The organism is Tissierella sp. (genome assembly GCF_032104385.1).
In the GTDB taxonomy this organism is placed as follows: domain Bacteria; phylum Bacillota; class Clostridia; order Tissierellales; family Tissierellaceae; genus Tissierella.
In genome coordinates, this window is record NZ_DAMCHJ010000004.1 from 43,033 (window position 1) to 56,625 (window position 13,593).

At 28.5% G+C, this 13,593-nt stretch carries 18 protein-coding genes; 15 read left to right on the forward strand and 3 right to left on the reverse strand.

Annotated elements, in window-relative coordinates:
• Positions 1-77: 77 nt before the first annotated feature.
• The 7 genes from RT714_RS06035 to RT714_RS06065 all read left to right on the forward strand — a co-directional run bounded on the left by RT714_RS06035 (position 78) and on the right by RT714_RS06065 (position 6,189).
• Complete coding sequence (locus RT714_RS06035; RefSeq protein WP_313756684.1) at positions 78-701, forward strand: hypothetical protein; 624 nt, start codon at positions 78-80, stop codon at positions 699-701.
• Between the two features lie 30 nt (positions 702-731).
• Positions 732-2,162, forward strand: coding sequence for a hypothetical protein (locus RT714_RS06040; RefSeq protein ID WP_313756685.1), 1,431 nt, complete (start codon positions 732-734; stop codon positions 2,160-2,162).
• Between the two features lie 22 nt (positions 2,163-2,184).
• The gene (locus RT714_RS06045) at positions 2,185-3,030 is read left to right on the forward strand and encodes a two-component system regulatory protein YycI (protein ID WP_313756686.1); all 846 of its coding nucleotides are present in this window, start codon (positions 2,185-2,187) and stop codon (positions 3,028-3,030) included.
• Between the two features lie 67 nt (positions 3,031-3,097).
• Positions 3,098-3,892, forward strand: a complete 795-nt coding sequence (locus tag RT714_RS06050) for an MBL fold metallo-hydrolase (protein WP_313756687.1) — start codon at positions 3,098-3,100, stop codon at positions 3,890-3,892.
• 12 nt (positions 3,893-3,904) lie between these two features.
• Positions 3,905-5,050: a trypsin-like peptidase domain-containing protein gene (locus RT714_RS06055; protein WP_313756688.1), complete on the forward strand. Its 1,146-nt coding sequence runs from the start codon at positions 3,905-3,907 to the stop codon at positions 5,048-5,050.
• Between the two features lie 20 nt (positions 5,051-5,070).
• Positions 5,071-5,820, forward strand: a complete 750-nt coding sequence (gene surE / locus RT714_RS06060; protein WP_313756689.1) for a 5'/3'-nucleotidase SurE — start codon at positions 5,071-5,073, stop codon at positions 5,818-5,820.
• Between the two features lie 66 nt (positions 5,821-5,886).
• Positions 5,887-6,189: a hypothetical protein gene (locus RT714_RS06065; protein WP_313756690.1), complete on the forward strand. Its 303-nt coding sequence runs from the start codon at positions 5,887-5,889 to the stop codon at positions 6,187-6,189.
• A 73-nt stretch (positions 6,190-6,262) separates the two neighbouring features.
• On the opposite strand, the gene RT714_RS06070 is transcribed toward RT714_RS06065, so the two are convergent.
• Positions 6,263-6,700, reverse strand: coding sequence for a hypothetical protein (locus tag RT714_RS06070; RefSeq protein WP_313756691.1), 438 nt, complete (start codon positions 6,698-6,700; stop codon positions 6,263-6,265).
• Between the two features lie 25 nt (positions 6,701-6,725).
• Positions 6,726-8,120 carry a rhodanese-like domain-containing protein gene (locus RT714_RS06075; protein WP_313756692.1) on the reverse strand — a complete coding sequence of 465 codons (1,395 nt, stop codon included), beginning with the start codon at positions 8,118-8,120 and terminating at the stop codon, positions 6,726-6,728.
• Between the two features lie 229 nt (positions 8,121-8,349).
• Between RT714_RS06075 and rlmH the strand changes: the two genes are divergently transcribed.
• From rlmH to tlp, 7 genes are all read left to right on the forward strand, one after another.
• Complete coding sequence (gene rlmH / locus RT714_RS06080; protein WP_313756693.1) at positions 8,350-8,829, forward strand: 23S rRNA (pseudouridine(1915)-N(3))-methyltransferase RlmH; 480 nt, start codon at positions 8,350-8,352, stop codon at positions 8,827-8,829.
• A 71-nt stretch (positions 8,830-8,900) separates the two neighbouring features.
• Positions 8,901-9,398, forward strand: coding sequence for a hypothetical protein (locus RT714_RS06085; RefSeq protein ID WP_313756694.1), 498 nt, complete (start codon positions 8,901-8,903; stop codon positions 9,396-9,398).
• Between the two features lie 59 nt (positions 9,399-9,457).
• Entirely contained in the window at positions 9,458-9,739 is a 282-nt protein-coding gene (locus tag RT714_RS06090) for a ribosomal protein L7/L12 (protein WP_313756695.1), read from the forward strand.
• 199 nt (positions 9,740-9,938) lie between these two features.
• Positions 9,939-10,700 carry a DUF975 family protein gene (locus RT714_RS06095; protein WP_313756696.1) on the forward strand — a complete coding sequence of 254 codons (762 nt, stop codon included), beginning with the start codon at positions 9,939-9,941 and terminating at the stop codon, positions 10,698-10,700.
• Between the two features lie 172 nt (positions 10,701-10,872).
• Positions 10,873-11,322 (forward strand): peroxiredoxin, encoded by a 450-nt coding sequence (locus tag RT714_RS06100; RefSeq protein ID WP_313756697.1) that lies wholly within the window; start codon positions 10,873-10,875, stop codon positions 11,320-11,322.
• Positions 11,323-11,616: 294 nt separating this feature from the next.
• Positions 11,617-11,730 carry a small, acid-soluble spore protein, alpha/beta type gene (locus RT714_RS06105; RefSeq protein ID WP_313756698.1) on the forward strand — a complete coding sequence of 38 codons (114 nt, stop codon included), beginning with the start codon at positions 11,617-11,619 and terminating at the stop codon, positions 11,728-11,730.
• 59 nt (positions 11,731-11,789) lie between these two features.
• Entirely contained in the window at positions 11,790-12,023 is a 234-nt protein-coding gene (tlp, locus tag RT714_RS06110; protein WP_313756699.1) for a small acid-soluble spore protein Tlp, read from the forward strand.
• 55 nt (positions 12,024-12,078) lie between these two features.
• Here tlp and RT714_RS06115 read toward each other — a convergent pair whose 3' ends face one another.
• A complete protein-coding gene (locus tag RT714_RS06115) occupies positions 12,079-12,861 on the reverse strand; it encodes a formate/nitrite transporter family protein (RefSeq protein WP_313756700.1) in 783 nt (260 codons plus the stop codon).
• A gap of 153 nt (positions 12,862-13,014) precedes the next feature.
• Between RT714_RS06115 and RT714_RS06120 the strand changes: the two genes are divergently transcribed.
• On the forward strand, positions 13,015-13,593 hold the full coding sequence (locus tag RT714_RS06120; RefSeq protein WP_313756701.1) for a TetR/AcrR family transcriptional regulator: 579 nt from the start codon (positions 13,015-13,017) through the stop codon (positions 13,591-13,593).

Here is a 13,593-nt window from a genome sequence, read left to right on the forward strand (position 1 = left end):
CTTAATTATGTTGTAACAGTTTTGTAATATATGTAATATATAATACAATTAAAGTAATGTGTAAAGGAGGATATGGAATGTGGAAAAAGACATTAGCTAGTTTATTTATTGGCACTAGTATAATTGCTATTAGTTCAACAGCTTTAGCTAATCCAACTAATATAGGTAATCCAACAAATACAGGTAATCCAACTAATATAATTAAAGTTGATCAAACAACTAAACCAGAGCAACTACCCAAAGTTGAACAAACACCTAAAGTGGAGCAATCAACTGAGACCAAGCAATTGACTAAGGCTGAGCAGAAAAATGATATATCTAAATATCAAGTGATAAATCCTGAGAAAGATGCTTATTCTACAGAGGATAAGGTTATTTTTATAAATGGCAAAGCTCCTTCTGGAACTTCTATTGTAATTAAAGTATATGGTACTACTGACCTTACAAGAAAGAGTTTTAATCTTCTTAAATTGCCTACTAAAAATGATTATATAGAAGTTTTTAATGAAACTGTAAAAGCAGGCAATATGGGTTTTTTTGATAAGCAACTTGATTTAGTAACAGGTATTAATAAAATAATTGTTGATTTTGGTGTAGATGGAGTTCCAACTGTTGAGAAAATTGTATATGTAAAGATTCCAGAAATGGGGGCTGAAACAAAAGAAGTAAAACTTACAGATATGATACAGATACTAAAATAATACTTACCTATGATATTGGAGATGGTTAATGTGAAAGAAAGGATTAAAACTTACCTATTGATATCATTAGTATGTATTAGTTTGCTATTTACTAAGAAATTATGGATGGAATTGCCAAATGAAATGTTTCATATACTTAGCAAAGATCAAGAAGCATATGGCTCCTCATATTTGTTATCAGATATGATAGTGCCTAATAAGTATCTGTTAAATTTCAATGATAAAAATCATACTATTTTTTATGATGATTCTAAGTATGGATTATGGACAAATTCCAGAGCAATCTTAAATGGTATCTTGGGATCGAAGGACATTAAAATTGTAGACTTACCAAATGATGAGTTTTTAACTTATAATGGAAAAAGATCCATAAGTTTTTACTTTCCTGATAAAATAAATACTTATATATTGGCTAAGGCCTTAGACGTCAAAGATCCTAATCTTGTTGTAGATACAATACCTAATGTAAGTAGCATTTATATCTATTTAGGTAAAGAGGATCCTTTTTTTGTCTTTTCTGATGGGCAAAACCATATAGGTATATATGATAAATCTGTTGATACTACCAATCTTAAGGAAAAGATTATGACTATAGAAGAGGCTGGGAATTATAATTATTATCGTTCAATAAGGGAAGCTTTAAAAATTAACAATGATATATATATTTCATATGAAATGAAAAATACATTGCCAGAAATCTATGTAGAAAACGAGATAAGAAACTTAGACGATGAAGAAAAGAAAGAGTTAGCAAAGAAATTTTTTAAGAAAGATATTGATTATATAAGAGAAATAGTTGAAAATAGCGGCTCAACTATGTATATCTATAATCAAAGAGTTCTGAAATTAAATATTAATGGTACCTTAGAGTATTTTCATCCTTTAGAACAAGTGGTAAAGAAGAGAAATTTATATGAAAGTTTAAGCACTGCAGCTGGTTTTATATCTAAAAATGTAGGAGTATCAAAAGGAATGTATTTATCTAAAGTTGAAGAAATCAGGGCAGACGATAGTTTAGGTTATAATTTAACATTTAGATATAGGGTTAGAGGTATTCCTGTAATCTTAGGTAATGGAATGTCAGATTTTGTTCAAATAGAGGTATTTAATAATCATATAAGGTCTTATAAACATTTTATTAGAAAAGATATGAATAAGCCAGTAGACAATATTCCACAAGGGGAAAGGATGTTAGCTTCTTTTGATGTAATAGATATGAATTATGATTTTATAACTCAAAAGTACTTGGAAGAAAATAATATTATTCCAAAAGATAAAGAGATGCCAGATATAGAAGAGATCTTATCATCATCCTTTATACAAGATATTAATTTGGCATATTTTGATCCTTGTTTAAAAGATATGGGTGATGAATTAATAGGAGTATGGGTTATAAAAATGAATGATGGGCTTTATGCCTTTGATATCTATAATGGATCTTTAGTATATGAAAAAAAATAAGGAGTATCGGATGGTGAATTAAATGGATTGGTCAAAGGCAAAAACCATCTTAATAGTTGCGTTTCTAGTAACCAATATATTATTGGTAGCTGTTCTGCTGTCAAGTCAAAGACAAGTAGAAACAACAACTAAGGAAGGATTTATCGACGATGTAACTAAACTTCTAAATAATAAAAATATTTTTATAGATACAGAAATGCCTAAGGAAATTCCAAGTTTAAATATTTTAACAGTGGAATATGAAATGTTAGATTCATATGAGGCTAATAGAAAATATTTTAATGGCAAAGGTAAAATAGAATCAAAGGACAAGGGAACTACAGGAATCATATATAACGATGAATATATATTAATTACAAATAAAAAGATATTAAGCTATGAAAATAAAAAACAAGAAAACAAATATAAGAATTTAAATAGTGAACTTGCTAAAACCATTGCAATTAAATTTCTTGAGGAAAGAAACTATGATACTTCGGATATGCTATTATCATATATAAAAAATGAAGGAGATACTTATTATCTAGAATTTTCAAAGATATATAAGGATAAGTATCTAGAGAAAGCTAATACAACTATGGAAATAGATAGTAGAGGAGTCAGAAGGTTAGACAGAATATGGCTAAAGGTGTTAAATGAAGGGGAGACACCTATATATATTAGTACTGCTCCAAAGGCTATACTTAGCTTGCTAGGCAAGGAAGAAGTGTATGGAAAAACTATAAAAGATATCTCCTTATGCTATTACTTTGGGCCGATGGAACAAAAATATGTTAAGGAGCCAAATGATCCAAGAAAGGGAAATACATTCCCAGCATGGAGGGTTTTGTTTGATGATGGGTATAAGATAATAATAGATAATTATTAAAAGAAGAATTAGAAATTCTTCTTTTTTTTACATATATAAACTATAATATAAAAAAGGGGAAATTATTGTGGAAGTTAAATTTTGTTCCTTATCTAGCGGTAGCTCTGGGAACTGTCAATATATTGAAACTGAGAAATCAAAAATATTAATAGATGCTGGATTTTCTGGGAAAAGATTGGAGCAGTTATTATCATCAATAGGAGTGAATCCAAAGGATATAGATGGAATAGTGGTGACTCATGAGCATATTGACCATGTAAAAGGAGTAGGAGTTTTTTCAAGAAGATATGACTTACCTATATATGCCAATGAAAGTACATGGATAGGTATGAATAAGACAATTGGAAAGATACAGGATAAGAATATAAAAATATTTAAATCTGAAAATTATTTCAATATTAGAGATATTCAAGTTTATCCAATTAATATTTTTCATGATGCATTGGAACCAGTTGGTTATATATTTTTTTATAATAAGGTTAAAATTAGTATTATAACTGATACAGGAAAAGTAAATGATAATATTAAATCAAATATAAAAAATTCTAATCTTTATTTGTTAGAATCCAATCATGATATAGATATGCTAAAGAAAGGTAATTATCCATGGCCATTAAAACAGAGAATACTTAGTGCCAATGGACATTTATCCAATGATGATGCAGCTATGACTTTAGGAGAAATTATACAAGGAAATGAAGAAATTATATTGTTAGGGCATTTAAGTAGAGATAATAATACACCTGAGATTGCTTATAAAACTGTTAGCAATCTGTTGTTAAGTCAGGGAATAGATGTAAATAAGGATATTAAATTGGATTTAACCTATAGGGATAGAGCAACAACAATTTATAATCTATAAGGAGGTATTAGAATGGGGGACTATAATTATTATAGCTATAATAGACCACCTAAGAAAAGGGGAATTCTTTCATATTTTATAGTAGCATTGGTGGGAGCAATTATAGGTGGTGTTTTAAGTGTATATATTGCACCAACTTACTTATATGGCAAAATATTGCCTATGCCGGATATTTTTGTAAGAGAAGAAGTTGAAAATATAAACAAGATAAATATAACTCCGATGGAAGATATTTCTACAGTAACTGCTGTGGCGAAAAAGAATATAGGCTCTGTAGTAGGTATAACTACAGTTCAAGAAGTTAGGGAATTCTTTTGGGCTAGGGATACAGAGGGAGTTGGCTCAGGGGTAATAATAGATTCGAATGGATATATTTTAACTAATTCACATGTAATAGGAGATGGAAAGGCAAAGAGTATAACTGTTCTTATTGAAAATATGGATAAAATGCCTGGTAAAGTTTTATGGTATGACTCGGCTCTTGATTTAGCAATAGTGAAAGTAGAAGTTAGAAATCTCCAAGTAGCAGATTTAGGTGATTCGGATTTACTAGAAGTTGGTCAATTAGCAATTGCAATAGGTAATCCACTGGGACTTGATTTCCAAAGGTCTGTAACTTCTGGTATAATTTCAGGATTACATCGTTCTATCAGAGTAGATCAATATAATGTAATAGAAGATTTAATACAAACTGATGCCTCTATAAATCCAGGGAATAGCGGAGGTCCACTTTTAAATAATAAAGGAGAAGTTATTGGATTAAATACGGCAAAAATTCAGACTGGAGAAGGGCTGGGTTTTGCCATACCAATAAATCTTGTTAAATCAATTGCAGAGGAAGTAATCAAGGAAGGTAGTTTCAATAATGTATATATTGGTTTCCAAGGTATAGAGGTAGATAGGTATGAAAGACAATCTGGAGTTAAGTTAAAAACAAATAATGGAGTTGTAATTGTAAAACTATTTCCCAATTCACCAGCAGTAAATGCAGATTTAAAACCTTTAGATGTAATAGTTAAGATAGATAACCAAAATGTTGAAACTATGACTCAGTTGAGAAAGATGTTATATAAATATAGAATTGGAGATAAAGCAATTTTAACAATAAATAGAGGTGGAGAAGAGATAAAGACAGAAATTACATTTACAAAATTCTAAAATATTAAGGAGGACTATGGATGAGGATACTATTAACAAATGATGATGGAATAATGGCGGAGGGAATATATACATTAGCAAAAGAATTAGAAAAAGATCATGAAGTGATTATAGTAGCACCTGAAATTCAAAGATCTGCACAGAGTCATGCTATTACATTATTTCAACCTTTAGTAGTGAAGGAAGTAGAGTTAGAAGGGATTAGATCCAAAGCATATAGTATATCTGGTACACCAGCAGATTGTGTTAGAACTGGTTTAGAAGTTTTAGCTGATGGTCCTGTAGATATGGTTTTTTCTGGTACAAATATAGGATTGAATTCAGGTATGGATATTCTTTATTCAGGAACAGTATCAGCAGCGATAGAAGCAAATATTTATAAGATACCTTCTATAGCAGTGTCAGCTGAATTAGTAGATGGCAATGCAAGGTTTGATATTGCTGCTAAATATGCAAAAAAAATATTAGAAGAATCTAAAGAGCAATTAAGTAAATCTAATATAGTTTTAAATATAAATGTACCATATAAAAAGGAAGAAGATATACTAGGGATAAAAGTTTGTAAAATAGGTGGAGTAATTTACGATTATTATTTTATGGACTATAATGAAAAAGGAGAAAAGATATTAAAGTTAAAAGGTAGAAGAGAAACAGAAATAGAAAAGGATACAGATAGATATTATCTAAAGGAAGGATATGTAACGGTGACTCCTTTGCATTATGACTTGACTAATTTTAAATTATTAGATGAAGTAAAAAAATGGTTTTAAAGTTGAATATTTATTATAATTTTGGGTAATAATAAGGTACTACTTTAGCGGAAAGGAGTGTGCTATATGTTTAAAATTAAAGATAAAGAAGAAGTACTAAAAGAATATGTAAGACGTTATCCTGAATTAGATCAGTTTATAATTGACGAGTTATCTAGAGAATACGATAGATACATAGATTTACTTAAAAATTTAGAAACCAGAGAAGAAGCCATTGATATATTTGAAGAAGAGATTGAGAAAAATGAAAGAAGATACCAAGATAATAATCAGATGAAGGCTTTAGAAGGCTCAACTCATGATCAGTTTATGGAGATACTCGCGAATTATGGGATGATAGTATTTTTTAGAGATAATATGATAGAGTAAACTTAATTCACAATTAAAATCCTTAAAAAGAGAATAAAGCAGCTGTACAACTTAGTTGTACAGCTGCTTTATATTAGTCCTTAGAAGCAATTGTTAAATATATTGATGCTACTACAATAGCTTGAATCAATAATATTAATTCGAAGGCCATTATAAAATATGGATAAGACATCATATTTATAAAGTAATTGCTATTTATAACAATAGGTACTAATAAACTCATTACTAAACCTAGTATTAATTGAATCCTAAGAAATGGGTTTTGCTTCTTCTTAATGGAATATATAAATAGCACAATAAATAAGATGCCTAGAATTACTCCCAAAATGCTATGCTTCAATAAATTACTAGAAGAGTATATACTTTGCTCGTATTGAAGTCTTCGAGAGTAAATATGCCTCATTACTCCTGCCTTTTTTCTTGTTAAGCTATTTATTATAAATACAATAGTAATAAACCCTATTTGTATCAATGCAATAAATCCATAAAGAACAGATTTAATTATATTCATTGTAGTCCTATTCCTCATATTATCACTATTTAGGTTCACCAGTTTCTGATGGATTATTGTTGTTACTCCATCCAATCCATCCATCACTGTAAAGTGAAGTGTTATCAAGTCCCATAACATTTGCATAATATAATACTTCTGCAGCACGCCATCCACTTCCACACATAAATGAAAGGTGCTTATTTGTATCTATTCCATATTCTTTCCACATATTAACTATTTCTTCACCATTACGCATAGTATTGTCTAAGTTACGATAATAATCTAATGAATTGGAATCAGTTTTTCCAGCATTACCAAAGATAGCTCCAGGAATACGACCTTTCTTATCATGATAGGAATATCCTGAACTTTCACCAATATATTCATCCCAAGTACGATTATCAACTAGTGTAAACTCATCTTTCTTAGGCAATAATTCTTTTAATTCTGAAATAGTGTCTATTAAAGTTGGATTAATAGGTATTGTTGCACCAAAATCAGTCACAGGTGTTGGTTTATGACTTTCTTTTTCAACATCATATCCAGCTGCTACCCAAGCACCTAGCCCACCATTTAATACTCTTACATCACTTATACCAATATAACGTAATGCTAAGGCTACACGATAAGCAGCCATTTGAGCTTCACTTGTTACTATTACAGTATCATCCTTTGTAAAACCATGACTTAAAGCAAATTCAGTTAATGCAGCATCATTAGCTAACATCCATGTTGGAGGTGGTTCTATGGAATCTGTATTAATATGGAAACTCGTAGGAACATGCCCATTAGCATAAGATGTATCCTCCTCACCCCAGCTAGCTTCAACGATTTTAATTTCTTTAGCATTTTCAAAAGTTTCGGGAGTTTTACCATCTAGAATTTCTTTAATTATACTTGCAGGAACAATCATATGATAGTTTGTATAGCTTTCCATTGGAAGACTAGAATCCTTAGCCCATTCATTAACATCATAGGTATATAAATTTTCATACCCTTTATTAGCTAAAAAGTTTGCAACTTCCAAAGCATCCTTACCATTGGCATCATATAATACTATGTTCTTACTGGAGCTGATATCCTTAGTTTTTAGAGCCTCATTTAAAATGTTTTCCTTGTTTTCAACATCTAGTTTTAACCAATTAGCTGAAAAGTCAACTGATCCAGCTATATGTCCTCCTCTTTCTACTCCTTCAAGTTTCCAACCATTATAAGCATCATTAATTCTAGTATCAACTATTACCCACAAATCATCATTTAACTTATTCTTTAAATCTGCAGTAGCAATTGATTGGATTCCTTCCACCTTATCCTCTATTGGTTCAGGAGTAGGTTCTTCAGACTTATCAATTGGCTTTTTAGAACAGGCAGCTAAAGTTAATGATAATATCATTAAAATTGTTATTGGCAACATTAATTTTCTTGACTTTTTTGACATTTTATGTCTCCTTTCTATTATTTATTATCAAGATATATATTAGCATAAAAAAAATAAGAAAAAATGGATATAAAAACAAACTATGATTGTTTTATGGATTATAGATTTTTTCTATAGTAAGATTATGGATATAGAAGCTATTATAAAGGATATGTTAATACAAATATTAAAATCAAGCTATTTGTGGTAATATATAAGAAATATACATTTAGAATGAAAGGAACAAACTATGAATATTAGAATTATTGCAGTAGGAAAGATAAAGGAAAAATATATACAAGAAGGTATCAAAGAATTTACTAAAAGATTATCAAGATATTGTTCATTAGATATAGTTGAAATTGATGACGAAAAGGCTCCTGAAAGTTTATCAGAAAAAGAAATGGATATGGTGAAGAATAAAGAAGGGGATAAAATACTATCAAAGATTCCTCAAAGTTCTTTCGTTATAGCCTTAGTTATAGAAGGGAAACAACTATCTTCAGAGGATTTATCAATAAAGATGAAGGAGCTTATGATAAATGGTATAAATGATATTTCCTTTGTCATAGGAGGTTCTTTAGGATTATCGAAAGATGTAATAAATAGAAGTAACTTTAAATTATCATTCTCAAAAATGACATTTCCACATCAATTAATGAGACTTATATTGTTGGAACAGGTATATAGAGGATGGCGAATAATGAAGGGAGAACCCTATCATAAGTAGATAAATTGTTATGATTAAGATAAAATGGAAAGTGTTATTTTATAAATAAAATTAAACATGGGAGAATTAAAATGATAAATAATATAAAGGCATTACTATTACATTTAGCTATTGTAATAGTATCTTCTATTTTATTAATAATCTTTGTTGCAACTGGACCTACACTTGGTAAATATACAACCAATATACTAAGTAGGATATTTTTGATTATAATATTAACAATTTCTTACGTTTACATGGGTACATTTTTAAATATTAGCAAAAATAAAAAATATGACTTTTTTAATGGTAGTATTATTTCTCTTATAGGTATTGGATTATGGACATATATATTTTCAATAACTGGTAAAAACTTATTAGAAGTACCTAGAGAATTAAGTGAGTATTGGATATTATTTAATATTTACTATACTCCATTTACAATGATTGACTTTCTTTTAGGTATACCTACAATTCCATTATTACTATTATTTGAAAACTTGTTACCATCTATTCTTATGGGATGTGGGCTGAAATATAAGAGATTAAAACTAAGAAAATGTATAGAGAATTCAGTGGATGGTATGTAATATATTTATATAGACTTAGATACAAGAAATTTATATTAGTTAGTGAAGGAGGTTGAAGTATGGAATATGTATCTATGGGTTTGATAGTTATTTTGTTTACTATTTTTAGCACCAATATTAGTGAACTGCATCGTAATCAAAAAAGAATAGAATCAAAACTAGATAAAATTATGGAGCATCTTGGATTATATGAATCGTCAATAGAACATATACCAGATGAGCTTAAAAGTGAGTTAGTACAGCTTGTTTCGGAGAATAAAAGAGTTAAGGCAATAAAGAAGTTAAGAGATGCTACTGGGATGGGATTAAAGGAAGCAAAGGATTATGTGGATGCTTTATAAAATTGTATGAGAAAATCATACTTTAATCCAGCAACCTTTATTTATAGGTATAATATACTAAATTAATATCATAACAAACTATTGTCTGATATTATAATAGAATAAGGGGTAGATATAAATAAATTGGTTTGAAGGGGATGAGATATGATTTAAAATGGGTTGTAGTAATCTTAGTTATTATAACTTAAGGGGTGATTTTATGTGGTCAAGGGAAGAGATTAAGAATTATGCAAAGGATTTTTTGAGACAACATTATTGGAAAGCATTTTTAGTATGTCTTATTGTAGTTATAATTGGCAATAGTGGCATTAAGGTTAAAGCACCTGATAGACATAATCAAATTCAAACAATGGATATAATGCGAAATAAAATAGCTTTCGAGCCTAATAATATTGCATTTAATTTTACAGCTAGAAAGTTTGGTATATCTCCTATATTTTATATATCAAGAGGATTTATCCCAATAATAATTATTATTTCCTTAATAATTTCAATAACCATAGGTTATGCGCTTGAAGTAGGTAAGAGTAGGTTTTTTCTTAAAGGATTTAAGGATGATGTGAATGTAGAAAATTTATTTTCAACCTTCAACTCTAGGGAATATTTTGGAATTGTAAAAACCCAATTTGTAAGAAATTTATATAATTTATTATGGACACTATTGTTTATAATACCAGGAATAATAAAATCTTATGAATATATAATGGTACCATATATTTTATCTGATGAACCTAATTTATCACCTAATGAGGCTATAAGAAGAAGTATGGATATGACAGAAGGGCATAAAATGGATATATTTATATTAGATTTATCTTTCTGGGGCTGGTATATTTTGGGCTTGCTTTTCTTTGGTATAGGAGGAATCTTTGTCCATCCTTATAAAGAAGCTACCTTAGCAAGACTATATAATATTCTATCTAGTAATGATAATATTGATGAGGATATGGTATTGGAATAAATCAATAAATATATAGAGTTAAATACATAAATAACCTTTAGGATAGTAATTTCTTAGAGGTTATTTATTTAAATAAAAGTAGTATAAATGCTTAAACACATCATGTTATTTCAAATTTTATAAATATGTTATAATTAAAATATCAATGAATTTCGTTAATAGGAGGGTTAATATGTTAAATTATGATTTTGTATTAAAGGAAACTAATGGAACGGATATTTCACTAAAGGATTTTAAGGGAAAAAATGTAGTATTATATTTTTATCCAAAGGACAATACATCAGGTTGTACTACAGAAGCATTAGAATTTATGGATTTATATGATGAATTTCAAAAGCAAGATACTGTTATAATGGGAATAAGCAGAGATAACTTAAAATCCCATGCTAAATTTAGGGACAAGCATAATTTACCATTTTTGCTTCTTAGTGATGAAAATGAAGAGATCCATAATTTATTTAATGTAATGAAACTTAAAAAGATGTATGGAAAGGAATATATGGGAGTTGAAAGATCCACCTTTATATTCAATAAAAAGGGAGAGTTAGTAAAAGAGTTTAGAAACGTAAAAGCAAAGGGACATGCAGAAAAAGTATTAGAATTTATAAAAAATGAAGAATAGAATATTTTTTATATCCAGTTTGAGAAAAATATTATGATTATCTTATAAACCTTAGCTTTAGGCTAAGGTTTATATTATATTTGTACGTAAATTATTTTACTATAATTTCTTGTTAATATTTAAGTATTATGGAAAGTAAGTATAATTAATATAATAGTCGATTTAATCACATATAAATTACAATATACTTAATAAGATAATTGAGTTATTACTTTCATTAAATTACCTAGTATTTAAAATCATTAAAATATGCAAAATAATAAAGAATAAAAATTTCATATAGAGGTGAGTGTTTTGGAAAAAGGTCCACTAAATTCAGTGGAAAAGATATTTGCTGCTGGTACAGTAGGTGGGATGATGACTAAAAAGCTAGTTGAGATAGGACAAAAACAACTAATAGGTAAATAACTGGGTTGTAGCATTTACCAAATCAAAAATAAATTAATGAAAGTAAGGAGATGAAAATTATGAATAATAAACCAAAACCAGATGATAGAAGAGATAATGTTGAAAAAATACAATTTAATATTGATAACACTATTAAAAACTACAATCTTGCAGAAGAAATGATTGCAGAAACAGATGACCAAAATATGAAAAAAGCTTTAATGGAGAAAAACAAAAGAAGAGAAGAATCTCTAAAAGGAATGAAAGAAGAAATTAGAGATGAAGCAATAGCAAGAGAAAATAATTACAAGTAAATAAACTATAATAAAAACAAGGTATATATTAATAAATGTACCTTGTTTTTATTTGTTAATCATTTTTAGCAGGAAGAATATAGGCAATATAATAGGCAATAGGTATAATTAGTCCACCACCTACAATATTACCTAAGGTTACTGGGATTAAATTTGAAAACCATATATTAGACCAAGTAATATTAAGTCCGCAGTATTTTCCTAGTGATAAAAAGAACATATTTGCTATACTATGCTCATATCCAGACAATACAAATAACATTATTGGAAACCATATAGTAAATATTCTAGAAACTATATCTTGTGCCGATGCAGCCATCCAAACAGCAAGACAAACTAATATATTACACAATAAACCTCTTATAAAAGCAACTTGAAAGCTTAAAGCTGTTTTAGAACTACCTATATTAAATGTAATGTTTAATATATCTTTGTTTACTAACTGTGACTTATAGATGAGATAAGCTAAAATTAATGAACCTATAAAGTTTCCTAGATACACTAAAGACCAATTTTTTAACAATCCTTTTATAGATATCTTTCTATCCATTAAAGCCATTGTCATTAAATTATTTCCAGTAAAAAGCTCAGAACCAGAAAAAACAACTAACATTAAACCTACAGGAAAAACAGAACTACCTAAAAACTTCATTAATCCAATATCTATATTACCTAAGGTTTGCATAATAACAATATTACCAAAAGCTCCAAATCCAATATAAATTCCAGCCATTATTCCAAGAGTTATTAATCGAGTTACGGATAAACTAACTTTTGTTTCGGCAGATGCAATTATTGCTTTTGCAACTTCTGATGGCGCAAGAAATCTTTTTTCCATATATAGTACCTACTTTCTGTAATAATAAAACTTATCCAGTATAAGTATTTTTCCACTACAATATAAAATGATACAAGAATAATATTAAAAATATTGACAAAAAAACTATACTATTATACTATGTGAGCATAATAGTATAAAAAGGAGAAATATATGATTAGTCAAAGTGAATTAAAATATAGCAGAGTAATAAAAAAGGCTGAAGAATTGTTTTTAAAGTTGGGTTACAAAGCTACTTCTATGGATCAGATTGCTGAGGAATCAGGAGTTAGCAAGATGACTATATATAAGTATTTTCCTTCGAAAGAAGAGCTTTTCATACAGATTATATTATCTATTATGGATAGGTATTTTAAGGATATAAAAAATGAAATAGACAAAATAGAAGGCACATTAGATAGGATAGATTTTTTATTAAATTTTGGCATGGAACATTCCAAACAATATTCTATGGCACTTTACAAGGATATTTTTGATAATCCATACATTTATGAAAAGCTTATGGAAGAAAAAAAGAGAATGGCCAAGATTATATTTGAGGATATTGTAAGAGAAGGAGTTAATAAAGGAGAAATAAGAAATATAGATGAGGCTTTTATAGCAAATATATTGATTGCACTAATAAAAGGAATAGATAAAGAGGTATTTGATGATATAAATAGTAATGAGGAGCTAGAAGATTTTACAGAAAAACTTTATGACTTTCTAAAGTATGGACTTTTAGGAAGATGA